We start from the raw sequence: 25,544 nt of genomic DNA, 5'->3' as shown, positions 1-25,544 counted from the left end.
TCACAAATTCACGGGATTGACGCACAAACCCTTTACAACTGTCTTACCTTTGCGTCCTTTGCGCTCTTCGCGGTTCGTTTAATAATTAACCGCATTTTCATAGCGAATTATTATTAGGTGTTGCTAAAGTTTGAACATTTGGATAATTAACAGTTTCCCAAGTTCCCCAGCTTAAAGCTTTCTGATGATTAACGTGCTGAATAAATTCCAGAATAGATTGATCTGCTTTAGTCGGAGTCTTCAAATCAAACTGAATTGTCTGAAATACCTGCGTATCCCCTTTTGCAAAATAATTACCAACCTGTTGAGTTAACCATAACAAACCACGATTTAAAACCCATCCCCAAAATCCCGGACGCTTAGGAGTGACAAGAATTGTTTGCCCTTCGGTTTTACCACCTTCTACCATTCGCAGTGTAAATATAATGTAGAAGTGCAGAAAATCCGGGCCTAGCGTCACAGTGCCAGTGCTGCCATACCAGTAACACATACTATAAGTAACTTCGTTGCGATATAGAGGACGAATCAGGCGGATTAACCAAGAATCATCTCCTCCGCGTGTAGTGTTGCTGAAGGTAATAGCGTTAGGGTTGAGGTTTTGAGAATCAAATACAATCTCTAAAGGTAAATTGTGTACTGTATTGAAGTGGTGAGCATCAATCGCATTAATTAGTAAGACATTGGGATGGCAGTTTTTAACAAAACGAGTCCCCAATATATAATCACAATCTGCCTGTTCTAACTCTGGTACAAAAGGCAGCAAACTTGGCTTTTCTTTTCCCAACCAAACCCAAATTATACCGTATTTTTCTGCTGTATGCCAAGTTTTAATACATACAGGTAGCGGTTTTCCCAAAGAAGGAACATCTACACAAATTCCGCGACTATCATACTTCCAATTATGAAAAAAGCAGCGAATTCCATCACCTTCTACCTTACCTTCTGCTAAATGAGCGCCCATGTGTGGACAATAAGCATCTATAGCTACTACCTGGCCACTAACTCCTCGATAAATTGCCAGATTTCTACCTAGCAGCGTTATTGCTTTTACCTTGCCAATTTTTAATTTTTTTGATGCTAATGCCCAATACCATCCCTCTATAAATTGTGTCGGATTATTAAAGTTTGATTGTGGATTTGTAGATGCCATAAAAGTTAAATTAAAACACAATCTTGCACAAATTGTAACGATGATTCTGACTCCCACATCCGTTTTCCAGCACGAGTGAGATTATCATAGTTAATTTCAGTTAAACAAACTAATTCATCCCCTAATCGATAGCCGGGGTTTTTCTCTTCAAAAAATTGGATATGGGGGTTAGTCTGTCTTCCTGTGGGGATTTCAATTAATGCCTCACAGAGAATTTGGGGATGCGGGAAATTGACGATACCAGTTGATTCTTGGTATAAACTACCATAGTATTCGCGTGCTAAACTTGCCATCAGATTTGTTACATCCGCAGGTGTTGTGACATCATAACGCGGATAGAAATCTTGCCAAAAAGTAGGGAGAAAACGATAAGTGCGAAAACCAGAGCAAATTAGCAGCCAGTAAAGTTTATTTTCTGCATAGTGTTGACGCAGAAAATTGATGGCGGCAATCCAACTACGTGGTAGTGTTGTACTCGACCAAGCACTCGGATCAACGATAGTGTCGCCAGAATACACCACACTAATTTTTTCTCCCAAAAAAGTTGTTTGGCATAACATCAAAGTTGAAAATCCTTTGAGTGCGTTGGATGTCTCATCTCTCAACAACAAAGCCCAGTTTTTGCGCTCTAGATCAATTTCAAACCCATCCCAGGTTATACCTTTAAAGTGATTTTGCAGCAGCGCATACATGGCGGTGCGATCGCTTGGCTGCAAATTCTGAACAGGAATCAGCAAACTTTTCATTATTCGTAAATTACCTAGACTCGATTTGTATGATATTTCATTAAAACTTTATCGACCATTATGGTAAATTTACGGTGTAATGTGACAGATTCCAGAATGGTTATCTACACTACAATTCTGTATTCACATCTTGCACCTTTTGAATAAGAGTTGATGTAAATAGCGCACTCTACAAAATAATTAAGATGTATTTAGATTGAGAAACAAAACGCAACATTCCCAAAGCTTTTGTTGGGTTAAGCGATCGCTAATCCAACCTACTATTCTACACCCCTATTTTTTGACCATCGAGACGGTTTTAGCTGATTCACATACTTTATATATTCAGCTAATGGCCGATCGATACTAAGGAGTAAATTCGGATTAAAGCGAATATTGTCGTAAATTTTACCATCTTCATCCCTGAGCATATAGTAAGCCAAGCGCGTACAGAATAGCAAAAACTGACTCAGCAAATATCCCACAACACCTTGACGTTTTTCAGTTACATAAATCGGTTGAATTATCGTTCTTCCAGGCGCAATTGGAGTATAAGCATATATCATAAACAGCGGCGGAAAAAGTCTAACATCCTTCATCATTGTTAACAAACCAATGCAACCATGAGCATAACGCATTGAATACTGATATGTAGAACCAAGAAATCTTTGACCTAACTTTTCTCTCCAAGTAGTTTGAGGGAATTCTCCCCGCATTGTAAAGTCAATTTGTGTTTTTAATTCACTGTGATGTAGCGACAGATCCATCTTGATGTCTAAATGATGGATTGTTTTTAAATGTTGAGCATCAATCCCATTCATCATACAAATATGATGATGGCAACTTCTTGCAAATGCAATATCAGCTTTTGCAACAATTTCTTTACCCTTCAATTCATCAAAATCAGCCACTCCTTCTGGTGCTTCAGTATCAGGATAAATCCAGATAAATCCATACTTTTCCTCTGTTGCATAAGCTTGTAATTTAGCTTGAGGAGGAATTTCTGATTGACAGGGAATATTTTGACAAAGCCCTGTTTCATCAAATGCCCAATGATGAAATGCACAACGAATCCAATTACCGTCAACCTTCCCAATTCCTAAATCTGTTCCCAAATGAGGGCAGTAAGCATCTAAAGCACGTACTTGACCATCTTCACCTCTAAAAATGGCAATCTTATGACCGCATACTTCTACAGATTTTGCTGTTTTTTTAGGAATTTCATGACTAGGACAGGCAATATACCAACCTTTAACAATTACATTCCAATTATTGAATATTTGCATAATTATTTAATATTTCTTGCCGCTGACGAATATCATCTCGATATTTACCCGTCAAAATTCTAAATAACATTTTACCTAAACAATAAGAAGCCCGCCAAGAAAAAACAGCATCTTGTAAATCAATATGGCTACGCTCAAATAAAAAATGTCCAGTTAATCCCACTAATTGAGTTAATGGTAATCCTAAGAGTAACCAAAAGTTTTGCAACTTCCAAGTATAAAAAAGTAAACTGTAAAAGAAGAATATCCCAAAAATGTGTAGAGTAATATTAATTGGATGTTGATGTTTAAGAATAAAAATATCCCAATAGTCTGTAAAAGGATGATCCAGAATTTGATTATTAATTCTATTTCTTAGTTTTTGTTTATGATTAGAATTGATATTAATCATAATAGAGTGTATGATAAATCAATATAAGTTGTACTTTAATAGTCATTATCAGCCACACAAATACCTTTACATTTAATACCGTTTGTAGCAGTACGCTGGCAATGAGAACATAAAACTTTTTCGTTTTCTGTTTCTTGATTTATTTCTATACTGGTGCTTGTCTGTAGCTTGTCTTTTTCGGTCTGAAGTTTTTCACTCATAAGAATGGAGGGATTTTTTGCTGTTTAAATTTTACAAGTTATTTACGAGTGATTATTGGTGAGGCACTATCTAATATAGCAAAGTCATACCTGTCCTGAATAAAGCGATCGCTCCACCTGCCGTAGGTATTACTTTCATAAAAATGGTGCGTTATATTTCGTTAACGTAGCGTACAGGAAGAGCGATCGCACTTGACCATATTCCACACCTTACATTCCATAATACTTACTACTGAATCCTACTGACAGAGGTGCGCCCTCATACTGGCAGGATATGCTGACCTTTAACTTCCTCTTGTGGTCATAATAGGTGTGAAAGTGCGTCTGTTTGCGGACTAGTTCTAACTCGGATGGATTAATACTAAGTACACCCAAGATTTGCTCAGAATCGAACGGGCGGCTTTGACTCCAGGGCGCAGTCTTTTTGATTTCAACATCCACATAGCTGATAAAGTTTCCTTCTGCCTCTAATACCATGTGCGATTGCTCAGAGTCAATGATAATGTTACCTACTTCATTAGGCTTCCCCCCAACCGCTTTTGTAGCTTCTGTGATAGACATTCCAATATACTGGAAAGGACGATGGAAGGGTGCAATCACTATATCTAATCCAGAATTAATAGCTCTCTTTATAGCATCTGCGAGAGTCAACGTTCCAAGATAATTGCCATGCTGAGGAGTCACAGAAGCCTGTGAATTAACTATTGAAACTAATTGAGATGGTAAAGAGTTTATATCTTGCTCAAAACGGTTTTGAATAGAAACCGGGAGCGATACCTTTTTTTGTTTTTGCCAGTTTTTCTCAAGTGAACTAAGAAAATCTTTTGGAAAAGACCAATAAAAAATGTAATTTTGGCAGTCAACAATAATTAAGAATGTGGGATTTTTCTGAAGTAACCAATAATTAAGAGTCGTTACTGCAATAGGAACTGTAATTGAAGTGCCTTTTACTTCAGCTTCTTCTGTCCCTTTACATTGAATGTTAAATAACTTTCCAGTTGGGTACTCTCCCTGCATAATTTCACAGATAAAATCAATGCCAAGATCCAGTTCTTGAGGAACAGGAATAACAATGCAAAATTTAGTAAAAATTGATTTGAGGAAGTCCGCCGCACTTTGGCCGATTCTCTGAGACTTTGTACGTTTTGGTAACTTGGTCATCACAGTATTATAAATTTTCTCATAATCTTAACTCAACTGCTATCTAGGATGATAAATAGGTAGGAGTAGCAATACCTAAAGTAGAACTAATAAGGAAACAAAACAGTTCTCAACTTTTCACGCCCCAAGCGAGCGCTCACCTTGCCCACACAAACAACCTGAATCCCATTAATATAAGTTCCCTTTCATAGGTATATTATATCGATATATCAGATATGATATAAAATAGTATGGGAGATCAAAGTAAGCCTTTAGTTTGGTTACATGGTGAAGTTAAAACCCCACCTTTCACTCAAGAAGCACGCATAGAAGCGGGTGTTCTGCTCAGACAATTACAGGAAGGTGAATTCATTGGGTTGCCACATTCACGCCCTATGCCAAGTATAGGAATTCACTGTTATGAATTACGTATTAGAGATACAGATAAAAACTGGAGAATCATTTATCGAATCGATGACGATGCAATCTTGATTGTTGAAGTCTTTAATAAAACAACGAGAACAACATCCAAGAAGATAATTGAGGTTTGCAAAAAGCGTCTGAGCAAATACGATACCGATCAACAGGAGTAATATGATGGATCAAGCGAAGAGAGAACGTTTGGAATCTAAAGGCTGGAAAATTGGTACAGTTTCATATTTTTTGGAGTTAACACCCGAAGAAACTATCTTGGTTGAAATTAAGCTAGCTCTCAGCCAAAACTTGAAGGAGCGCCGACAAAAACTGATGACTCAAAGTGAACTCGCTGCTAAGATTAGTTCCAGCCAACCTCGGATTGCTAAAGCAGAAAATGGCGATGCTTCAGTATCAATTGAATTGTTGATCCGGGCAATGTTAGCAACAGGTGCAACCCCTCAAGATATTGGGCAGGTGATTGCTGGTGTGGGGTAAAAGCAATTCAATGCTCCCCTCTCAAGCCTCCGCGTGAGATAATTCAACAAGGAAACAAAACAGTTCCCAACTTTTCACGCCCCAAGCGATCGCTCACTTTCCCCCGACAAACAACCTGAACCCCATTAATATAAACAGCTTGCACAATCTCATCCGAACCACGCTTAACCATCCGAGGTTCACCATCTAAAACTGGATCTGATATCTGCACCTGCGGGCTAATTGGCTGATTTAAAGCATTGGGATCGAGTAAAACTATATCCGCTTTCGCACCAACTTTGAGAACTCCTGTATCAAGACGAAACCAACCAGCAGGTTCTCCCGTAACCCGGCAAATCGCAGCTTCAGGTGAAAGAAACTTCGTTGCAACTGCTTGTTTGAGCAAAGATAAAGCTCCATCATAGTAGCCCAGGTTACGCACGTGAGCGCCAGCATCGGTAAAACCAGGCAAAATATGAGGATGCTGCATCATTGCTAAACGGGGTTTTAGGCGATCGTTCGCTCCTGTCGCCACCCAGCGTAAATCTGTATCGTATTTTTGTAATGCGTCGATAAATAAATCTACTGATTCTTGTTGCTTTTGACGAGCAATTTGGGCAAAACTTAACCCTTGCCAACTTGCTTCGGGACAGTGAATAACTTCCATCAAATCTAACTGACGATGGAATGATTTACGCCGTTTACTCAGCCATTCTTGGCGAAACTGACGACGAAAAATTTCCGATGCCCATAGTTGTTGCCTTTCCTCTCGTGACTGACAGCCATTGAGTTGTGCGCCTGTGGAGAATTCTTCAAATAAGGGAGTCACAGATCCATCAGAGTAAATGGTGAAAGGTTCAGTTAGGGTTTGAAAGCGCACATTACCATTTAGAAGCCGATTCCAAATAAAAAGTAGGGGGGAAAATATTCGCCATAGTTTGCGATTGTGTACGGCATCTAAGGCTGAGAGGACAGTTAGCCGCAGTGGTTTTTGTCCAATCCCTGAACCCATACGCAGAATATCCACAAAGGAAGCGAGTCGTTGTAAATTGGGTGTGACTTGAAAAACGCGATCGCACCGCCGACATAAATCCGCCAACATTGCATATTCATTAAATTTCGCGTGTTGAGAGGGAATTGTGCAGCCTTGCCATTTTCCACTCATCCGATGCCAGGGAAACATATCAATAGAAATGCCAATAAAGCCAGCATCTATTGCATCTCTAGCTATGCGCTGCATAAGATTTAGTTCAAATTTTGTCGGCTGAACAGTTAAGCTGCGTTCTAATCCCATCACATAAGCGCGTAAGGCACTGTGTCCAAACATTGGGGCAACATTGGGGCCAAGGGGTAACTGTTGTAAATGCTGTAAATATTCTGCTGGTGTCTGCCAGGAAACCGACTTTTCTAGCCATTTTGCAATCAGCCGATGGGAAAGTGTCTCTACCCTCTGAAAAATATCAGCCAGGATTTGGGGTTCTGCGATCGCAACAGACAAGCTACAGTTACCAATAACCACACTGGTAACACCATGACGCACTGATTCACTCAATCCTGGTGCAATTTCTAACTCTAAATCGTAATGAGTATGAATATCTATAAATCCAGGTGTCACCCATAACCCAGAAGCATCAACCACTTCACGCGCTGGGGTAGTTAAAGAGGGTGCAAGGGTGACAATGCGGCCGTTTTGAATGCCAATATCTCCGCGCAAAGTTGGAGAGCCTAAGCCATCAAAAATTAACCCGTTTTGAATCAACAAATCTAGCATGATTATTTGTTTGATCGTGATTGCTAATTATCATTATTAATTTCACATAAGTATAAAATAATAAAAATTTCAAATAACAAAGATTCATAAAATATTACTGCTACGTTTGTTTGAACACGCCTTCAATTATATTTATTAATTCACTTAAATAAACCTTATCATTTTCTAATATCCACTTCGTAATCTCAGGAGAATGTTTAGTTTTCCTAAATTCTATTTTATAGTCATTAAACAATGTTTCTAAAATATGTGAAGCATGGATTTCCTGATAAATCCATTCTTGATTATTATTTTTTTCTTTTTTAACACCATTTGGAAAATATCTTTTGTTATTAGATTGAAATTCTTTATTAATTTTGTCCCTTAACCACATTTCTAATTTTTCAGTAGTTATGGATTCTCGTGGTAATTCATTTACGTCTCTACTAACGGTAGCAGTTTGTAACTCTTTATTAATTACGTATACTAAAGCTTCTGGGTGCAATATGTAATTTTCATACATGGTTCGAGTTAACCAAGTAATTGGTTTATGTTTGAGTTTCTCCATATATCTACAATTTTCACTTCTTTTTTCCAGTTCAATACACTGTTCTTTTGTTTTACCTTCCTTATCAAATACAAAACCAATTGCTGGTGGAAATAAACTTTCTTTATTACTAACTTTTTGATAAAGCCAAAAGAAAGCCTCAGATAATTTATCTTTTTTAGTATCAACTAATGTCCCTGTGGAATGAACACGTAAAATCTGAGTTCCTCTAAGCTTTTGTTTTGCAATTTTTTTCAAAATTAAAGGAAAACATATTTCTTCAGTTTCACCTTCTACCCAAAGAATACGATCCGCACCAAAAATATCTGATAATTGAACTCCAATTTCACTTAAGAGGCTATACATATCCTGTGTCCTTTGTGAATCAATTACAGATATAACTGTTTTATACTCTTTTTCGTCATATTTAAGTTGGATGATATTAGAAGGTTCAGCAACAGCAATAATTGCTGGCGAATGAGTTGTAATAAAATATTGATGTTGAGGAAACTCCTTGAGAATTTCTATCAAGTCTTTCGTCGCTCCTGGATGCAAAAAAGACTGAGGTTCATCAATAATAATAGTTCTAGAATCTTGTGAGGTAACGACAATATATAAAATAGCTAAAACTTGGCTAATTCCAGTACCGCATGATTCCAAAGAAAGTGCTAAATCGGATCTTTCTGTACTTGGATATATATTCCAAACTAAGATTTTAAACTTTCCATTATTAGGAATAACCGAAATCCATTTAATTTGGGGAAAAATCAAGTTAACAAAATCATTAAATTTTTTAAATCTTGTTGGATTTGATTGCAAATAATTCAGCACTTCTGCAAGATTAGAGGCATCCGGTTTTAGTTCATCACTGTCTCCATAGGGACAAGTACCAGCTTGAGGACGTTCTGCATAGAATCGATAAATACGAGTTTTATATAAATCAAAAATTTTATAGGCTATCGATTTAGTGTAATCTCCTACAAAACGATCATAATGAGAAAATACTTCATAACTTTCCCCATTATCATATTCTCGCTCATTAACTAATATAAGTTCAATAGCATTATCATGACTGTGTTTTTCAATTTTGGCAAAAAGATAATATCCTTTCCCTGTTTGATAATTATATGTGTATTCTGGATTATATATATCAAAATTAAATCTCTTGCTACCTTTTCCATTTTCTAATAATTTTGAATTATCAGAAATAGATAAACTCAAATTTATTAGTTTATCATCTTTGGCTAAAAAATCCTTAAATTTTTCAAAACTTTCTTCAATCTTCATTATATGAAGGTCTTTTGGATCTGCTATTCCTTCTTCTTTAGCTTCTCTGTAGCTATTAGATATAAGAATAGGAATTCCCAGAGGTTTAGGTATTTGCTCTAAAAAGCGATAAAATTCTTGATGAGTAAAACTTAATGTAATTTCAGCACTAGAATTGGTATTTATTAAGGTTGTGTATCTATCAGGTAAAGTTTTAATGCTACTATGTGGTAAGTTTTTAAAGTTGAGATTTAATCTTTCAATTAGTGCAGTTTTGCCAGAATTATTCTTACCTACAATAATATTAATACCTGAATTAAATTCAATGATGTCAGTTTCTTGAAAACATTTATAATTGGAAATAGAGAAGTTTGAAATATACATCTGTCAAAAGAGTACAGAACAAGCAAGCCGGATTAAAGGTGCTGACCTTACAGTATCTATGAGACTGTAAGCCATTATAGACTCAAAATTAATTAAGTAAGGTGATTTGCTACAAGTTTTTAATTACACCATGATGTTCAGTTTTCACCCAGTGCGATCGCTCCCTTTGCACACACATCTTTAAAGTCGTCACAATCATTACAGGAATCCAATGCACCATGTAGAATGATCCTTGAATTGTTGCCCAAAGCAAAGACCATCCTCGTAAATTTTGAAATTGGTAAAGTCCAGCAATAAAGGCAATCGTCAGAATAATGCTGAGTAGTGTCTGGAGGGAAAACAGAACTGGATGATGGCTATAAAATATTGTCCAAAGTAAATCAGGTATTAGTCCAATTGGTAGAAGAAATTGTAATAGAAAAAATAATAGTAAATCAATTTCTTTCGCCCAACCTAAAGTAAGAATTTGCGGAAAATAATCTAGGTAACGCTGATAGCCACCCTCAGCCCAACGACAGCGTTGATGCCAAAGTTTTTCCCAAGTAGTTACACCTTCTTCCTGAATTGATGGAACTGTCACAAACTCAATTTCCGTACCTGCTAAATAGAGTTTGAAGCAAAGATCCAAATCATCGGTGACAGTGTTCTCATTCCAACCTTGACACTTTTCTAACAATTCTCGACGAACTAACATCCCATTACCCCGCAGTTCAGACATTCCACCAATAGCAATGCGATGGGTTTGTAGAAAGCTATCACAGTTCATTTCCATCTGCTGACAACGGGTTAAGAAATTGGTATTAGCATTAGAAATCGCTTTTCGCACTTGCACTGCACCGATCGCTTGCTTCTGAAATAGAGGTACTGTTTGCTGGAGAAAATTGGCTCTTAATTGAGCATCTGCATCGCAGACTAAGATAATTTCCGCTTGAGTAAAGGGAAACACCGCATTCAACGCCCCTGATTTACCACCTTTTGATTCCCGTCGATGAACTTGCAAAGATGGAAATTTAGTTTGTAATTCCCTCAAAACCTGGGGGGTTTCATCGGTACTACCGTCATCAACAACCCAGATATCTAGGCGATTGCTGGGATAATTTAATTGGCATAGGCTGTAAACTAGATTAGCCAAGACTGGACTTTCATTTTTAGCTGGAACTAAAATCGAGACTGGCGGTAAATTAATCTCATTCTCCATCACCGCCGCCTCTGGCTTTGCTAACAGCATCCGTAATGTTTGCACAGTCAGGATTGCCGTTAATCCCAGCATCAACCATTGTGTTTCTGGTAGCCAGTGCAGCAAACTCACGCCACCCCAAACTAATAAAACTACTATGGTTGCTTTGAGACGACGATGAAAGCTAATATTTTTATTGGGCTGATAGGTGCTTCTTCCCACTTTATTTGCTATATCCTTTCGGTTCGTGGCTTAGTTCTGCGACGTAATAATAGCATCGTCACTGCTCCCAGAAGGAAACCGCCGACTCCTGCTGCAACTGCTAGAATTCGTCCCAATTGTTGAGCAGCATTTAGCACTGGGTTATTCAGCAGATTTGAGGAGAAATGCAGCGATTAAATCGTCCATTTATCTTGGAGTTTTTGCAGCACTGCTGTCCATCGCAACGCCATATCAGCCGCTTTGCCATCTTTGAAAGAGAAAGATGCGATCGCTTCTCCAGAGGCAACATCAATTTCTGGAGTAAGAAATGTTCTGAGAGTATCTCCCTTTAATTGCATTTTAATATCTTTAATGGAACTGGAAAATTGCTGATTCCAGTACTTTTCAAACTCAGGGACTTGATGAAAAGTCTGATTATCAACCGTTGTGATTGTGAAGTTTGGGTGCAAGTAAGGCTGTATTTTGGTAAAATCGCGGGTGTTTATGGCTTGCAGGGCAATATCCCGCGTGTGAATAATTGCATTTATCTCCTGTGAGTTGACATCTGCCAGAGCGGATTGGGGTACATTCCAAATTACCAACACTAACAAAACACTCCAAAGTAGCTGAGTGTATTTGTATATACTTGCCTGTCTCTGTTTCATCATCTAAAAAACCTGTAGATTGAGTGACGCATACCGAGAATTTTTTAATATTACTATCCACATTTAGCACTTCTTTTTGTTAGACATAAAGAAATACAAAAAGAAGTGCCGATCAAGTCAATCAGTTTTCTCCAACCCTGATTTTAGGTTAGGTATTTTCATTAATCTATAATTGTTGACAATCAGCCTGTATAAAAGCCGGGTTGTTTGAGAACTTACCGTGAAAAATCAGATAGATTAACCAGTTGGAGATGTCTGCTGAGTAACTACATTAGTTCCTTCAAATAGTAAGTAGGTTTTAACGGAGTTTACTTTATACTTCAAATGACCATTGTGAAGTGCGATCGCTTTCCTAATCGCACTTCACAACGGTCACTCAATTTTTTATTTTGTCATAGGCGCGATCGCGCCTATGATTTTTGTCTTACGAAGCAAGACGACGTAACACCATGAGAGAGCGGTCTGTAACTGGCACAGTTTGCTCACCCATAACCAACTTTCCTGGGCTAAGGAAGCGAGATTCATTGGTGTCAATAACTATTTCCCATTCCCTGTCTTTGAAAACCTTGGGTAAAGCAAACTCAATCGTTTCGTAGTGAGCATTAAAAAATAGCAGAAAGCTCTCATCAATAATCCGTTCACCACGGCGGCCAGGAGTAACAATACCCTCGCCATTCAAGAAAATTTCCATAGCTTTGGCATAACTAACTAGCCACTGCTTTTCAGTCATTTCGCTGCCATCGTCATTAAACCAACCAATATCACTGATCCCAAAACCGTGAATAGGACGGCCTTGAAACCACTTACGCCGCCGAAATACTGGATGCTGATGACGAAAATAAATGAGTTCGCGGGCAAAATCTAGTAGTTCGGAATTAGACTTTTGTAAACTCCAATCACGCCAGGCAATTTCATTATCTTGGCAGTATACATTGTTGTTACCCTTCTGAGTGCAACCAATTTCATCTCCTCCTAATAGCATGGGTATGCCTTGAGACAGCATTAGAGTCGCTAAAAAGTTGCGTCGCTGACGTTGCCGTAAGCGGATTACATCTGGGTCATTAGTTTCTCCTTCTACACCGCAATTCCAAGAGCGATTATGGCTTTCCCCATCCCGGCTATCTTCGCCGTTGTCCTGATTATGCTTTTCGTTGTAGCTGACCAAATCATTGAGCGTGAAGCCATCATGAGCAGTGATGAAATTAATACTGGCGCTGGGATTACGCCCGTTTGCTTGGTAAAGGTCAGGGCTGCCGGTAAAACAGTAAGCAAATTGCCCGAGGCTATCATCCTCACCACGCCAAAAATCCCGTACAGTATCACGATATCTGCCATTCCATTCAGACCAACGTAAAGGAAAATTGCCAACTTGATAACCGCCTTCTCCTAAATCCCAAGGTTCAGCAATCAGCTTTACATCTGCCAGAATTGGATCTTGATGAATAATATCAAAAAAAGCTGCGAGATTATCTACTTCATATAGTTCTCGCGCTAATGCTGAGGCTAAATCAAACCGAAAGCCATCAATATGCATTTCTGTTACCCAATAGCGCAGGCTATCCATGATTAACTTCAGAACTTGGGCATGACGCACATTGAGAGAGTTGCCGCAGCCTGTGAAGTCCATGTAGTAGCGGGAGTTATCTTTGACCAAGCGGTAGTACACAGCATTATCGATGCCTCGTAGCGATAATGTTGGCCCTAAATGATTGCCTTCGCCAGTGTGGTTATAAACCACATCTAAAATTACTTCAATACCAGCAGAGTGTAAGTCCTTGACCATCTGCTTAAACTCGGTCACTTGTTGTCCGACTGAGCCACTAGCACTGTAACCAGAGTAGGGGGTGAAATAATTAATGGAATCGTAACCCCAATAGTTTTTCAATCCTTTATTTACCAGAAATCCTGGAGAAGATAAAAAGTGATGTACAGGCATCAATTCCACAGATGTGATTCCTAGTTGTTGGAGATATTGAATTGCAACTGGATGTGCCAGCCCTGCATAAGTACCACGTAATTCTTCTGGAATTTCTGGGTGTAATTTAGTAAAACCTCTAACGTGAGTTTCATAAATAATAGTTTCGTGCCACGGTATAGAAAGTAGTTTGTCATCTCCCCAATCAAAGGATTGATCTACAACAATACACTTCGGCATAACTTCGGCATTATCTAAATCGGAAAAAGCTAAGTCTTGTTCTGGCGCATCTAAAGAGTAGCCAAAAATAGCTGCGGTATCGCTAATTTCCCCATCAATTGCCTTGGCATAGGGATCAATTAATAGTTTATTAGGGTTGAAGCGATGACCAAGTTCTGGGGCCCAAGGGCCATGTACTCTAAATCCATAGCGTTGCCCAGGCCCTACTCCTGGTAGATAAGCATGCCAAACAAAATTATTTTTTTCTGTTAAAGGCAAGCGAATTTCATGATTGTCAGCATCAAATAAACAAAGTTCTACACCTGTTGCATTTTCCGAAAATAAAGCAAAATTCGTACCTTTCCCATCCCAATTAGCACCCAAGGGATATACATTCCCAGGCCATACAGCTACATACATAAGCGAATTACCAAGAACTAATTTTACTGTTAATAAAAAACTTGAAGATGTGTTTAATACTAATTAATACAATTTAATTTTAAGGTTAAATCTAATAAGTTTAAATTAACGAAAAATTACTATTTTATTGCAATTTCCATCCTTAAAAATCTTAAGATCTGATGATGGCAAGGCTCGTTTTAAATTCAAAAATAGGATTTTTCATCGTTAATTGATAATATTGGAAGCATCCTTGTTACCTTTGAAGTCATAAATATGCTAACAAGTTTCTCTGCACATTTTTTTCAGTTTCATAAATATATGAAAAATAGCAAATACGGACATCTACCAAAATGAATAAATTTATTTATATCAGCGTGTAGATTTACTTAAAATATCTTTTATGAGACTATTATATAGATTTTGGCATTTACTTATTGTTGTAATATTTGTATCTGATAGCAAGCATCATCTTGAGTGATAGAATTGCCCAATAAATATGGTTTTCCTTTAGCCAATGCGTTGTTGTGGAAGAAATAAATTTACTATTTACTAAGTGTATTGATATGTTTTGGGCAACAAAAGTTGCAGATAAAACTGTAACTACGGTACAAGAGCGAGAATACGTTGAATTTTAAAGAGAAATATCACCTTACCATTTATACCATCCGGTATATGTGCGCGAACCGCAGTAGCGATTAACCTAAATATTAGGAAAATGCGCGAATTGACTGGGGTTTAAGCTAAAGGGAATCAATAAAAGCCCTCTGGCTTGCTTTTTGAGCAATGGTATTTACGTAAAGTCTCACTGCCTGCGTTTTTCAGCCTTGGGAGTTTTTAACAAGCTTACTAAGTTGTTATGCTGCCGTGTTTAGGCAAAATCTCTAGTAGAAATCAACCTGTATAAGGAAGTGGGCGATGCACATTGGATTTCTCAACCCTCAAGGCAATTTTGATTCAAACAATAGTCACATAACCAAACACCCAGATTTTGGGGGTCAACTGATCTACGTTAAGCAAGTCGCCATAGCCATAGCCGAAAAGGGACACAAAGTTGATATTCTCACCCGTCAAATTATTGATCCGGAATGGCCGGAATTTGCCGAAGCGTTTGACACTTATCCAGGAATCGATAACGTCCGCATTATCCGCTTACCAGCTGGGCCAAAAGAATTTCTTCCCAAAGAGTTGTTATGGACTCATCTGATTAGTGATTGGGTACCCAATATCTTGGAATTTTATCAACAGCAAGGTGGCTTACCCGATGCTATGACTGCTCACTACGCCGATGGAGGGCTGTGTGGCGTTCTAATTGAAGAGGATACAGGCATACCTTTTACCTTTACTGCTCATTCTCTTGGTGCCCAAAAGATGGACAAACTGGAAGTCACTTCAGAGAACTTGTTAGAAATAGATGAGCAATTCCATTTTAAATATCGCATCCTAGCCGAACGCCTGAGCATGAATCGCTCGGTCGTTAATATCACCAGTACACGACAAGAACGCTTTCAACAGTATTCTCATCGAGTCTATAGGAGTGCAGTGGATGTAGACAACGACAACCGCTTTGCAGTGATTCCACCGGGAGCAGATTTCTCGATTTTCGGTGCAAAGGCACGTTCCGAAAATGAGAAAGCGACTGAAGAGTTCATTCAGGAGCGATTGGCACGGGACATTGCAGAGCCACGTCGAGATTTGCCTGTCATCGTAGCATCCAGTCGATTAGAGCCTAAAAAAAACATATTAGGGCTAGTGCAAGCCTTTGCAATCAGTCCAACACTTCAGGAACGAGCTAACCTGATGTTACTTACAGGGGGGCTGGACGATCCCTTACGCGAGGAGACTAGTGACAGCATAGCTGAAGAGGTATTAGCCCCCATTCGAGAGGTGGTCAAGGAAAACGACTTATGGGGCAAGATTAGTGCATTTGGCTTGTCAGATCAGTCTCAAGAGTCACTGGCAGCAGCCTATCGGTTTATGGTTAAACGCCGCTCGGTATTTGCGCTGACAGCACTTTACGAACCCTTTGGACTTGCGCCCTTAGAAGCAGCAGTTGCAGGTTTACCAGTGGTAGCAACCAAGAACGGTGGCCCTAGCGAAAGCTTGCGACAGGGAAATAAGGAATATGGCATACTCGTAGACCCAGAAGATCCTGCTGATATTGCACGAGGCTTGGAGCGGGTGCTATGTGATGCTCAAGAGTGGGACTATTTTGCCCAAGCTGGTCAGCAACGGGTGCTGAAGACGTACAGTTGGGAATCTACTGCTGAAAACTACCTGACTTTGCTTGAGCAGATTCTGTCTTTACCAGAAACCCGCCCTCGCGCTGAACTCCTGCCCATCCATCCCTACTTTCGTAATCCAGAATCGCAGACCGATATTTCTTTGGAAGAATTAAGCGACCTCTACTTTGGATCTAACCAAAAGTTACTCAGTACATCTAGCCTTTAAGAAGATTTGGTAGTAGGGGCGTACAGTTGTACATTGGTGCGAACTTAAGCTAAAACCCTTTTCAATTCTCGTTCCCAGCCAGAGTCTGGAAATGTTGCTCATTGCGGCTCTGCCTCAGCGACGGGCATTCCCAGTCGGACACTGGAAACGAGATAAGAGATAATCTTTAAAAGCTGTTTATAGGCTGGCTTTCACGTTAAGTTGACACCAATGTACGCCTGCGAATCTCTACAAGAAGGGATTGTGGTTCAAATACGGGACTTAAACAGAGTCAAATGTATTTTTGACCTTTGGCATAAATTACTTTAAACTTCTGGTACAGTATCATCGTCAACTGGCAGTGGCAGTGGTGGTAATGATATTGGGTTGGGTAATTCGGCCCAAATATATCTGTGCTGATGAGATTGATGTAACCAGCCCTTTTTTAAAAAAATAAGCCAACCAAAAACCCAAACTAGTCCTTGTAAGACAAACCCTAAAAAAAAGCATAAAACTACAAAGAAAATTTCAATATTATTGATAGGAACAAGTTCTGGTGAAAGCGAACGAACGCTTAATATTTGTATTACACTCATCACTACAAACAAAGGCAAGAGGGCAATTGCCGAGAGGATTAACAACCAACGTCGTTTGCTCTTTGGAACGTCATTTCCAGTGTGCATTGTATATAACTTGCCAGATAACCATTTTAACGGCATCATCCACACGAAAAACACACCAGCCCATCCCAGAATATAGAGAATCAGAGTTAATATTGAAACTCTCCACAATGAAAAAGTATTAGGTATAGGTACTAGAAGACACCCCAAAACAAAACCAAATCCCAATACCAACGATAAATACACTAGTTTCATTGGTGAAAGTAAACGTTCTTCAGAAAAATCAGCCTTGTCAGCAAAGGCAGCTGCTTGGAGTTGAAGACCAACAGTAGTGATAACTGGAAGCAAGCCAAAAGCCGTGACGAGAAAAGCAATACTCAATAAATATATTAATGAAAGTGCCTTAACAATAATAAATGCTATTAAGACGATTGTTCGATCGTTAATGTCTTGTATTGCGTGACTAATCCAATGCACAACTTCCCCAAGCTGACCCATTGCAGCTGCCATAATAAAACTGGCGTTGAGCGCTAGCCCGGTTAGAAGGCCTGAAATAAAAGCAACTTCATAATTGAGTCTGAAAAGCTGACGGGTATCCATTAAAGCAGTAATGCGTTCCCGATTGGTTGGATGAAGTGGTGCAAATTTTGTATGGAATTGTTTTTCGATAAGATTCCACAGTGAAAATGCAGCTTGCTGTAAACCATTCTGTTGCATTTGAGATATGACGAGTAAAACTTGCTTGCCAAAATCCTTAATTTCACTTCTGCCCGAAGAAGAATTCTTCTCAGACAAGAGTTCAATCAATGGGTTTGCGGTTCCAAGCCATTGCTTAGCACATGCATCGGCGTAATATTCTCTAACTTTCAAGATACTATTACGAATTACTTCGACTAACAACAATAGTAAAATTGTTTTAATATTAATTTCTACAATCAATGGTATTCCTTCCCAAACAGAAGCAAGTGTTTGTCCTGAAATTAAGTCTTTAACTATAGATAAAACAACATAGGCATTGAACAGTAATAGAATAGTCAATGCCACAGGAAAAAAACATTGAGTCAGAGCAATAGCAAAAATAGTTTTATTCACATCTCTATTAGCTATGTGACCCAGTTCATGGAGAACAACTGCAATAAATGAATTTGGTAACAGAAGAAATGCTGTATACAGACCTTTTCTAAGACAAACAAGCTTTTGTTTACCAAATCCAAAAGCCATTCCAGTCGGGCGATCGCAACCTTGACTTGTATCATCCCAAATAAATCTAGGATTTGTTGCTTTTACATTCGGAAGGGTTTCTACAATTGCTTGAACATAGTCTGCTAACTGTTGTAGAGAATTAGCTTCCTTGGGGTCTTGGCTTGAAGGTGGAAAATCTTTCCAACCCTGTTTTATAATCTTGCTATTTGCATACCATTTTGCTTGATACCATGCCCATATAAAAACAAAGAGTGTAACTGCTATAGCAAATAAAAATGACAGTAATACACTTAATTTTAATATTCCTCCGGCAATAGCATCGACTAAAACTACTGTGATACCAATAACAGCAACGACTAATAGCAAAAAACGAGAATCTGTCTCTGACGGAAAAATAAAAGGATTAAGTTGAGTTGTATTAGAGCGAAGAATAGCCTGGTTCATGAAATAACCTCCCGCTATTTTTTGCAGGGCAAACTCACGTAGAATATGAAACCCTTCCAAGCTAAGAATTTTAAAAAATACACTAAATGAGAAACGGCTAAACGCTTGCTATTCAAGGGGTATACTACTTTGAATACATTTAACATGCTATTTCTTGGCAAGGGCAAGTCTGGTTATTACTGAGTCAGTAACCGTTGTAACTTTGACCCATTCAATATTCTCAATATTCTGTGTATTTACTTTATCATCGGTAATTTTTTGAATAGTTTTTGCAATTTCTTCTAACTGTTCCTGACTAAAAAGTGGTTTTGGTTTCGGTTCTGAAAATAAACTTCGCAACCATTGAGATGCTTCTTGAAAAATTTCCTCTCCAGTTTTTTTAGCCATTCCTTTAGCAACTTCAACTATTAAATATTCTAGGATGGGAGTAATAATAGGAAATACTACTTGTGTTAAAGTTCCTAATATAGCTATTTCTCCCATTCCCAACGGCTCATCAATGGCTTCACTAGATTCTTGTGAAAACTTTTCTGGATTAGCAAAGTATTTATCCCGAATTCCAACGTAAAGCGGTCGTTCTTTAGGAGCCTTTTCACTCACAATGCGATATGCTACTTCATTAATCAGTTTTCGTCCCTCTTGAGTATCTGTTAGCATTTACCATCTCCTTTACTTTTTTTGAAGAAGATTTAAAAGGGAACAAGGAAGGGGCAACAGCGAACAGGGAAATTCCCCTAATTAAAATTAGAGGATTTGTATCAGGACATATTTGTTTTTTCTACGAGACGCTGCACGAATGCATTACGTGTCTCGAAAAAAAATGTTTTTACCTCTTTTCATCAATAAATTTATGGGCTTAAAACCCAGTATTTGGTCAGGATTTTACGACTGTTGCTTGTTCTCTATTCCCTCTTCTGTGCCCGTTGGCGCAGCCGACGCACCAGAAGAGCTTGGTGACGATAATCACTAGATTCTTCAAATGAGCGCTCGAATAATAACTACATAATCAAAGTCTCACCAAGAATCTTAAGGTTTTAAATATTGTTTTTGCAAAAACTTTTTTTCCATTCATCTTCTAAAAGATGTATGTACAAAAGTTCTCGTATGTTCCTTTCGAAGGATAAATTGACGAACTGAACTTTGGCGGAAGCTCTGACGCGGCGACACACCAGACGCGGACAGCTTTTTTTGATAAGTGATTAGGCGGACATAATAATATCACGTTAATCCAGAATCGCAGACTGATGTACGCTTAGCCTTTAAATAAGCTTTAAGCGATCTCAGCTATGAGCAGCCAGCACAAAATCTGCTGACTGCTTCGCTAAACTGCTGATTTTGTTCCATCAATGCCATGTGTCCGCCTGGTTTGATGGTGACTCTTTCAGAGTAAGGTAATTCTGCTTTCATGCGATCGCTTGCCACAGGTTTAGTCGCTATATCTGAAGCCCCACACATGACCAATACAGGTACGTTAATAGTTGCGAGTGTTTGTGCTTCGTCAAACTTCAACATTGCCAGTGTGCCACGAGCCAGAACACCAGGCGAACCCAATGCTGATAGGAAAGCGGCAAAATTAAGTTGACCGCGTGTTTCAGTACCCGTAAATCCAGATAGTTCTACGCTGATATACAGCGAACCATTGAAATACGAAAGCCAAGTCATCAACCAAAAAATCGGCCACAGCACGATAGTCAGGTATAACAAAGGTTCGAGTAGCGGTTTCTGTAATTTCCTTACCAGATTGCTGAAGATGCAAGTTTTAACCGGATTGGTGTAAGTAGTATCCACAAGAATTAAGCCAGCCACCCGACTCCCTAATTGCTCTGGAAACAGGCGACAGAATGTCTGGTTAATCATCCCGCCCATGCTGTGTCCTAGCAGGATAACAGGTTTATTCCCTGCTATAGCAACAACAGCTTCTAAATCACGGGCATATTTTTCTAGGGAGTGATCGTTATTTTTCGGTTTAGAGGATTTTCCTAACCCTGGTAGATCCCAAACAATTACTCGGAAGCGATCGCTTAATTGTCGTTTGGCATAGTACCATATAGTACTGTTTGGTCCCCAACCATGTGACAAGATAATTGGTTGACCATCTTCAGGGCCAAAAAACTCTACTTGTAACACGCTCCCATCAGGCCGTGGCAACCGTTGCACGGTTTTACTACGCATAAACTTGGGTTCCTGATTTCCAGGACGACGCAGCAGTGGCAAACTGATAAAACGGCCGCCAAAAGTCCACAGAACCATTACTAGTCCAGCTACTAAGTAGGAAGTTCCTATAAGTTCTCGTTCGTACCACTCATAGAGAATGTAGATTCCCCCACCAAGTATCCCAACGGATAGCAGTTGAAACAGCCATATAAGTAGAAAATTATGAGGCATGAATATCATGAGCCTAAACCTTGGGATACCTTGTTAACTGCATTGTCTTTTAGGTTCATACCATAGTTATAATCATCCAACTTTCACTCCTAGGAATGATTTATACAGTGTTGTCAGGATGATAAAAATACTGAGTTAGCTAATAACTACTAAGTAAAAAATGTAATGATGCTTGGAACAGATTAATTGTGAAGATAAAATATTTTCTATAGGAATCTGCTTTGATTTTTGTTCGCACAGGGTGGTGTAGCCATACTTACTTGCGTGGAAAGGCAAGAGGCAATAGGCAATAGGAAAGAAGCCTTTTTGAGTAGTACGGAGTTTTTTGAAAATCAAATAGGATTCCTATATATCAGGATATTTAAGAGAGTAATTGTAATCCCTTAGTCTGTAAATGCTGCTCAATATACTGCATTTGTTCGATAGTTTCTCCAGCAATGATCGCATAGAGATCGGTATAGATTTTTCCGTATTTAGCCTTCTCTAAAGCCGATAAAATAATCAAGTCTTTACAATCTAATTCTGGTTTCAAGGTTATGAGGATTGATTCTAATGTTCCCTCCATTCGGTAGCTGCTGGAGTATTTAGCTACTTCTTTTCCCAGTCCCATTAGAGTATGACGCTGCAAGCACAACGGAGTAGAACCATTAACTCGGAAATTGGCATCGATCGCGTAAAATTGTCCGTCTTGGTTTTCCAATACATCAAAGCCAATCACGCCAAAATATCCCTGTTTGTGAGCATAATCACCAATGTTGGCAATCATTTCAAAGAACTTGCTCATGTCAGTTTTACCGTAGTCAATAACTCCTCCTAAATAGTTGCCTTCTGGAGTGACGAGTTGTCCAGTAGTGCCGATAAGAGTTATCTCCCCTGCTTTGTTGACATAGAACTGTACGCAGTAATTCTGCACCTCATTCTTGACGAACTCTGAGACAATAATCGTATCAAGCAACTTAATATCAAGATATTTCCTAATTTCTTCAAGGCAGTAGTTTAGATCGCTGGGACTTTTGATGATATAAGTGCCTTCTCCTGAGAGTCCGTGGGACGTTTTAATTAAGTAGGGAAATTGTGGTAACTGAATGTCTGCGATATTGACTTGGTGCAGATTGTAGCTCTTGTATTTTGGACATTGCACCCCTAGTTCGTCTAGCGTTACTTTGCTGAGTAAACGGTAATGGGTGTCTGAAGTAACAGCGTGTTTTTCAGGTTTTAGACAATCGAAGGGAAATAGAGTGATGAGTTTATCAAAGCGTTCGCTGTGGCTGAGATCGTCTAAATAAGTCGAGCAATCCATCATCTCAATATTGGAGTGCTTGAATCCGAAATGCTCTTGCCAGTATTCAAGCAGGGGCTTTGGTGGCGGAATAATCACAATTCCGGGAATGCGATCGCCTAAGACAGCCAGATTTTTCCAAGGTTCTTTCTGACAAATCTTGTCGAAGGAGGTTTTGCCGGCTTCACTACTACCATCTTGAATAAAATATTTTTTCCGGTTGGGATAAGCAGCCCAACTCGCAGTTGCAGGATAATTTAAGATAAATCCATAAGATCCATCTGTGATATCTTGAGCAAACAAGTCAGAAAGAGAACTGCCTTGAAAGTATTGAAAGTTATATTTTGAGTTCATTAATTCCTCCGATAAATTGCATTCATTTGTGAATGCGGTTGTTTCTATAAAACAAGCCTATTGGATTGATAAATAACGCCAATACAAAGAAAGCTGAGGTTTTAGCAAATTCTGGTGTAATTAATCTATCTGCTGCTTGAGATTGTTCCTAAAGCTCTTGTAGTTTTTTGTTCTGACTAGCTTTGATGCCCTGAATATTGGCATAAATCTTTTGCATAAAACTAACAATTTATAGTTTGATTTTCAAATATGGATATTGTTTTTTATTTTGGTCTTTTTTAGTTTTGATTTAATCTATCAAGAGAAATAAGAAATTTAGCTAGATAATTCCATCAAAAGAAAGCTCCTCTAAAATGGTTCATAGACCAAAGATGATCCAGTAAACTAAATAGCCTTTACGATAAAAAACGTAATATTCGATATTCTTCGTTTCACAAATAGGAAATAAACAGTGTTACCAAAAAAGGCCACCGCTCGCAATCAAACTCAACGCTGGACATTTGCTCAACTTTTTGGACTGGTAAAACGTAATCCCCTGATGATTTCGCAGTGGGTGCTCCTCTGGGTAGCTGTAGGTACTGCTGGTGGTCTATTCGCTGCGTTTTACTGGAATGTTTTAGAATTTTTAACTCACTATCTGCAACGATTTGAAGGTTTTAGCCTGCTGATAGTGATGCCAGTCGCCGGTTTAGTTATTGGGCTGGTGATTCATTTCCTGGGAAATCCCGGTGAAATCGCCGTAGTTGTTGATAATATCCATTTTCGTGGCGGACGCTTAGATGTTCGCAAAAATCCCTCAATGATTCTTGCTTCTCTAATCAGCATATCGGCAGGCGGTAGTGCTGGGCCAGAAGCGCCACTAGTACAAGTAACGGGTTCTTTTGGTACTTGGGTTGCCGATCGCTTAAAACTCCAGGGTGAAGACCTCAGAACTTTGAGTTTAGCGGCGATGGCGGCTGGCTTCACAGCGTTGTTTGGCGCACCTCTTGGCGGTGCAATGTTCGCGTTAGAAATTTTGCACCATGAGCATATTGTGGAATATTACGAAGCCTTAATGCCAGCCATTGTTTCAAGTTGCGCGAGTTATCTGGTATTTGCAGCGATTACGCATTTGGGAATTGCACCCACTTGGCATTTTCCCCAGTACCACCTAGAAAAAATTGATGATTTTGCGATCGCGATCGTATTCGGAATCATTGGGGCGGTGGCGGGATGGATTTTTATGAGCATTTTTCGGGGCTGCGATTACTTGTTTGCTAGAATTCCAGGCCCCATTTATGTACGCACAACATTAGCAGGATTTGGGCTTGGCACTTTAGCAGCTTTATTACCCCTAACCCGTTATTTTGGACATGAAGAATTAGAGCCAGTCCTCACTACTAGCTTTGGTGCTATTTTTCTCTTAACTCTTGCTCTTGGTAAAATGGCAGCCATTAGCATTACGGTAACAGGTGGGTGGCGCGGTGGATTCATCATCCCTCTGTTTTTCACTGGTGCTTGTATTGGTAAAGCAGTAGCAGTGTTAATTCCGGGGCTTAATCCCGCCCTTGCCATGATTTGTACAATGGCGGCCGTCAATGCAGCCGTAACGCGCACACCTATAAGTACAACTCTGCTGCTGTCAAAACTGACTAACTTAAGTCCTTTTACACCAATCCTTTTTGCCAGTTTGATTGGATTTTTTCTCTCGCCCAAAGTTCCTCTGATTGCATCTCAACTAAAGTCCCGGAGAGAAGCTACTGAATGAAAGGTTAGCTAGGGGTATTGGGTTAATTTAAGTAGGTTGGCGAAACTAAAGTTAACCGGCTAAGGCTGTCATTTGTCCTTTGTCATTGGTCATTAGTAAGGATTTTAAGCCTATTTACGTTTCGTAACATACTTAGTTTTTTCACACTAACTTATTTACCTGCCAAAGTGCGATCGCCTTTTGATTTTCCTGATGAACGCTTGATTTTTAGGATGGCGATCGCTTCTTGCGTGTAACTTCGACTCTTTTGTTTACCAAAACTGTATTACTGACCGAAGAGTAATTTAGCCTAGTTTGTACCTATTCCTCTTGCCATTATTGCTGCTAATAAAGGAATTAGGGTAAAACCAACCAATTCAATTCTAATGAGCCAGATGAGACGATTTAGTTTTAGTAATTCTAGCTTGGGTGCTTGTCCCTGTCGCAGACTTTTCACCCAACCAATGAAAGAAATAGTGGGATAGAGAGATAGCAAACCCACCACGATGAAAACCACAATTTTGGCGTAAAAAACTGGGTTGCTTAAATAGTAAACCGTGCCTTTACCAAAGTAGATAACACGTAAAATGCCTGTGACAAGAACGACAGTTGCTGATATACCATATACTGCATCAGCTATGACAATCTTCCAAGCCTCATTTAAACTCAATTCTTTTTTTAAATTCAATGCTTCTGATACCAGAGCGCCAAAACACAACATGAAGCTTAAATAATGTAAGTACGCAACTATGGCACTTATCCACATATTATTTTTAGTTTTTGCTAGTTTACTGTTT

21 protein-coding genes are annotated in these 25,544 nt (G+C 39.0%); 4 read left to right on the top strand and 17 right to left on the bottom strand.

Annotated elements, in window-relative coordinates; genetic code table 11:
* Window positions 1–97: 97 nt before the first annotated feature.
* The 6 genes from IQ274_RS00570 to IQ274_RS00545 all read right to left on the bottom strand — a co-directional run bounded on the left by IQ274_RS00570 (window position 98) and on the right by IQ274_RS00545 (window position 4,913).
* Window positions 98–1,150 (bottom strand): aromatic ring-hydroxylating oxygenase subunit alpha, encoded by a 1,053-nt coding sequence (locus IQ274_RS00570; RefSeq protein WP_193867040.1) that lies wholly within the window; start codon window positions 1,148–1,150, stop codon window positions 98–100.
* Window positions 1,151–1,155: 5 nt separating this feature from the next.
* Window positions 1,156–1,896, bottom strand: a complete 741-nt coding sequence (locus IQ274_RS00565; RefSeq protein WP_193867039.1) for a hypothetical protein — start codon at window positions 1,894–1,896, stop codon at window positions 1,156–1,158.
* Window positions 1,897–2,156: 260 nt separating this feature from the next.
* Window positions 2,157–3,161 carry an aromatic ring-hydroxylating oxygenase subunit alpha gene (locus IQ274_RS00560; protein ID WP_193867038.1) on the bottom strand — a complete coding sequence of 335 codons (1,005 nt, stop codon included), beginning with the start codon at window positions 3,159–3,161 and terminating at the stop codon, window positions 2,157–2,159.
* Entirely contained in the window at window positions 3,145–3,552 is a 408-nt protein-coding gene (locus IQ274_RS00555) for an Mpo1-like protein (RefSeq protein ID WP_193867037.1), read from the bottom strand. The genes IQ274_RS00560 and IQ274_RS00555 overlap by 17 nt, the downstream gene beginning before the upstream one ends.
* 35 nt (window positions 3,553–3,587) lie before the next feature.
* Window positions 3,588–3,752 carry a hypothetical protein gene (locus IQ274_RS00550; RefSeq protein WP_193867036.1) on the bottom strand — a complete coding sequence of 55 codons (165 nt, stop codon included), beginning with the start codon at window positions 3,750–3,752 and terminating at the stop codon, window positions 3,588–3,590.
* A 210-nt stretch (window positions 3,753–3,962) separates the two neighbouring features.
* Window positions 3,963–4,913, bottom strand: a complete 951-nt coding sequence (locus IQ274_RS00545) for a DUF4365 domain-containing protein (RefSeq protein WP_193867035.1) — start codon at window positions 4,911–4,913, stop codon at window positions 3,963–3,965.
* Between the two features lie 230 nt (window positions 4,914–5,143).
* On the opposite strand from IQ274_RS00545, the gene IQ274_RS00540 reads away from it, so the two are divergent.
* Both IQ274_RS00540 and IQ274_RS00535 read left to right on the top strand, forming a co-directional pair.
* Window positions 5,144–5,485 carry a type II toxin-antitoxin system RelE/ParE family toxin gene (locus tag IQ274_RS00540; RefSeq protein ID WP_193867034.1) on the top strand — a complete coding sequence of 114 codons (342 nt, stop codon included), beginning with the start codon at window positions 5,144–5,146 and terminating at the stop codon, window positions 5,483–5,485.
* Window positions 5,486–5,489: 4 nt separating this feature from the next.
* The gene (locus IQ274_RS00535) at window positions 5,490–5,804 is read left to right on the top strand and encodes a helix-turn-helix domain-containing protein (RefSeq protein ID WP_193867252.1); all 315 of its coding nucleotides are present in this window, start codon (window positions 5,490–5,492) and stop codon (window positions 5,802–5,804) included.
* Between the two features lie 43 nt (window positions 5,805–5,847).
* Here IQ274_RS00535 and IQ274_RS00530 read toward each other — a convergent pair whose 3' ends face one another.
* The 6 genes from IQ274_RS00530 to glgX all read right to left on the bottom strand — a co-directional run bounded on the left by IQ274_RS00530 (window position 5,848) and on the right by glgX (window position 14,327).
* The gene (locus IQ274_RS00530; protein WP_193867033.1) at window positions 5,848–7,554 is read right to left on the bottom strand and encodes an N-acyl-D-amino-acid deacylase family protein; all 1,707 of its coding nucleotides are present in this window, start codon (window positions 7,552–7,554) and stop codon (window positions 5,848–5,850) included.
* A gap of 100 nt (window positions 7,555–7,654) precedes the next feature.
* Window positions 7,655–9,730: an AAA family ATPase gene (locus IQ274_RS00525; protein WP_193867032.1), complete on the bottom strand. Its 2,076-nt coding sequence runs from the start codon at window positions 9,728–9,730 to the stop codon at window positions 7,655–7,657.
* A 109-nt stretch (window positions 9,731–9,839) separates the two neighbouring features.
* The gene (locus tag IQ274_RS00520) at window positions 9,840–11,129 is read right to left on the bottom strand and encodes a glycosyltransferase (protein ID WP_193867031.1); all 1,290 of its coding nucleotides are present in this window, start codon (window positions 11,127–11,129) and stop codon (window positions 9,840–9,842) included.
* A gap of 8 nt (window positions 11,130–11,137) precedes the next feature.
* Window positions 11,138–11,266, bottom strand: a complete 129-nt coding sequence (locus tag IQ274_RS37180; RefSeq protein WP_265578501.1) for a hypothetical protein — start codon at window positions 11,264–11,266, stop codon at window positions 11,138–11,140.
* A gap of 36 nt (window positions 11,267–11,302) precedes the next feature.
* Window positions 11,303–11,776 carry a YybH family protein gene (locus tag IQ274_RS00515; protein WP_228057960.1) on the bottom strand — a complete coding sequence of 158 codons (474 nt, stop codon included), beginning with the start codon at window positions 11,774–11,776 and terminating at the stop codon, window positions 11,303–11,305.
* A gap of 421 nt (window positions 11,777–12,197) precedes the next feature.
* Complete coding sequence (glgX, locus tag IQ274_RS00510; RefSeq protein ID WP_193867030.1) at window positions 12,198–14,327, bottom strand: glycogen debranching protein GlgX; 2,130 nt, start codon at window positions 14,325–14,327, stop codon at window positions 12,198–12,200.
* An 897-nt stretch (window positions 14,328–15,224) separates the two neighbouring features.
* On the opposite strand from glgX, the gene IQ274_RS00505 reads away from it, so the two are divergent.
* Window positions 15,225–16,757 (top strand): glycosyltransferase, encoded by a 1,533-nt coding sequence (locus tag IQ274_RS00505; RefSeq protein WP_193867029.1) that lies wholly within the window; start codon window positions 15,225–15,227, stop codon window positions 16,755–16,757.
* A gap of 305 nt (window positions 16,758–17,062) precedes the next feature.
* On the opposite strand, the gene IQ274_RS00500 is transcribed toward IQ274_RS00505, so the two are convergent.
* From IQ274_RS00500 to IQ274_RS00485, 4 genes are all read right to left on the bottom strand, one after another.
* Window positions 17,063–19,003 carry a M48 family metalloprotease gene (locus IQ274_RS00500; protein ID WP_193867028.1) on the bottom strand — a complete coding sequence of 647 codons (1,941 nt, stop codon included), beginning with the start codon at window positions 19,001–19,003 and terminating at the stop codon, window positions 17,063–17,065.
* A gap of 147 nt (window positions 19,004–19,150) precedes the next feature.
* Window positions 19,151–19,660, bottom strand: a complete 510-nt coding sequence (locus IQ274_RS00495; RefSeq protein ID WP_193867027.1) for a hypothetical protein — start codon at window positions 19,658–19,660, stop codon at window positions 19,151–19,153.
* A gap of 627 nt (window positions 19,661–20,287) precedes the next feature.
* Complete coding sequence (locus tag IQ274_RS00490) at window positions 20,288–21,388, bottom strand: alpha/beta fold hydrolase (protein ID WP_228057959.1); 1,101 nt, start codon at window positions 21,386–21,388, stop codon at window positions 20,288–20,290.
* A 361-nt stretch (window positions 21,389–21,749) separates the two neighbouring features.
* Window positions 21,750–23,021 (bottom strand): carbamoylphosphate synthase large subunit, encoded by a 1,272-nt coding sequence (locus IQ274_RS00485; RefSeq protein WP_193867025.1) that lies wholly within the window; start codon window positions 23,019–23,021, stop codon window positions 21,750–21,752.
* A gap of 451 nt (window positions 23,022–23,472) precedes the next feature.
* Between IQ274_RS00485 and IQ274_RS00480 the strand changes: the two genes are divergently transcribed.
* The gene (locus IQ274_RS00480; protein ID WP_193867024.1) at window positions 23,473–24,768 is read left to right on the top strand and encodes a chloride channel protein; all 1,296 of its coding nucleotides are present in this window, start codon (window positions 23,473–23,475) and stop codon (window positions 24,766–24,768) included.
* A 289-nt stretch (window positions 24,769–25,057) separates the two neighbouring features.
* Here the strand turns inward: IQ274_RS00480 and IQ274_RS00475 are convergent, their stop codons facing one another.
* Window positions 25,058–25,513, bottom strand: a complete 456-nt coding sequence (locus IQ274_RS00475) for a DUF2214 family protein (protein WP_163933215.1) — start codon at window positions 25,511–25,513, stop codon at window positions 25,058–25,060.
* Window positions 25,514–25,544: the final 31 nt, after the last annotated feature.

The organism is Nostoc sp. LEGE 12447 (genome assembly GCF_015206985.1).
Classification (GTDB): domain Bacteria; phylum Cyanobacteriota; class Cyanobacteriia; order Cyanobacteriales; family Nostocaceae; genus Nostoc.
This window is presented reverse-complemented; position numbering and strand designations above follow the sequence as displayed.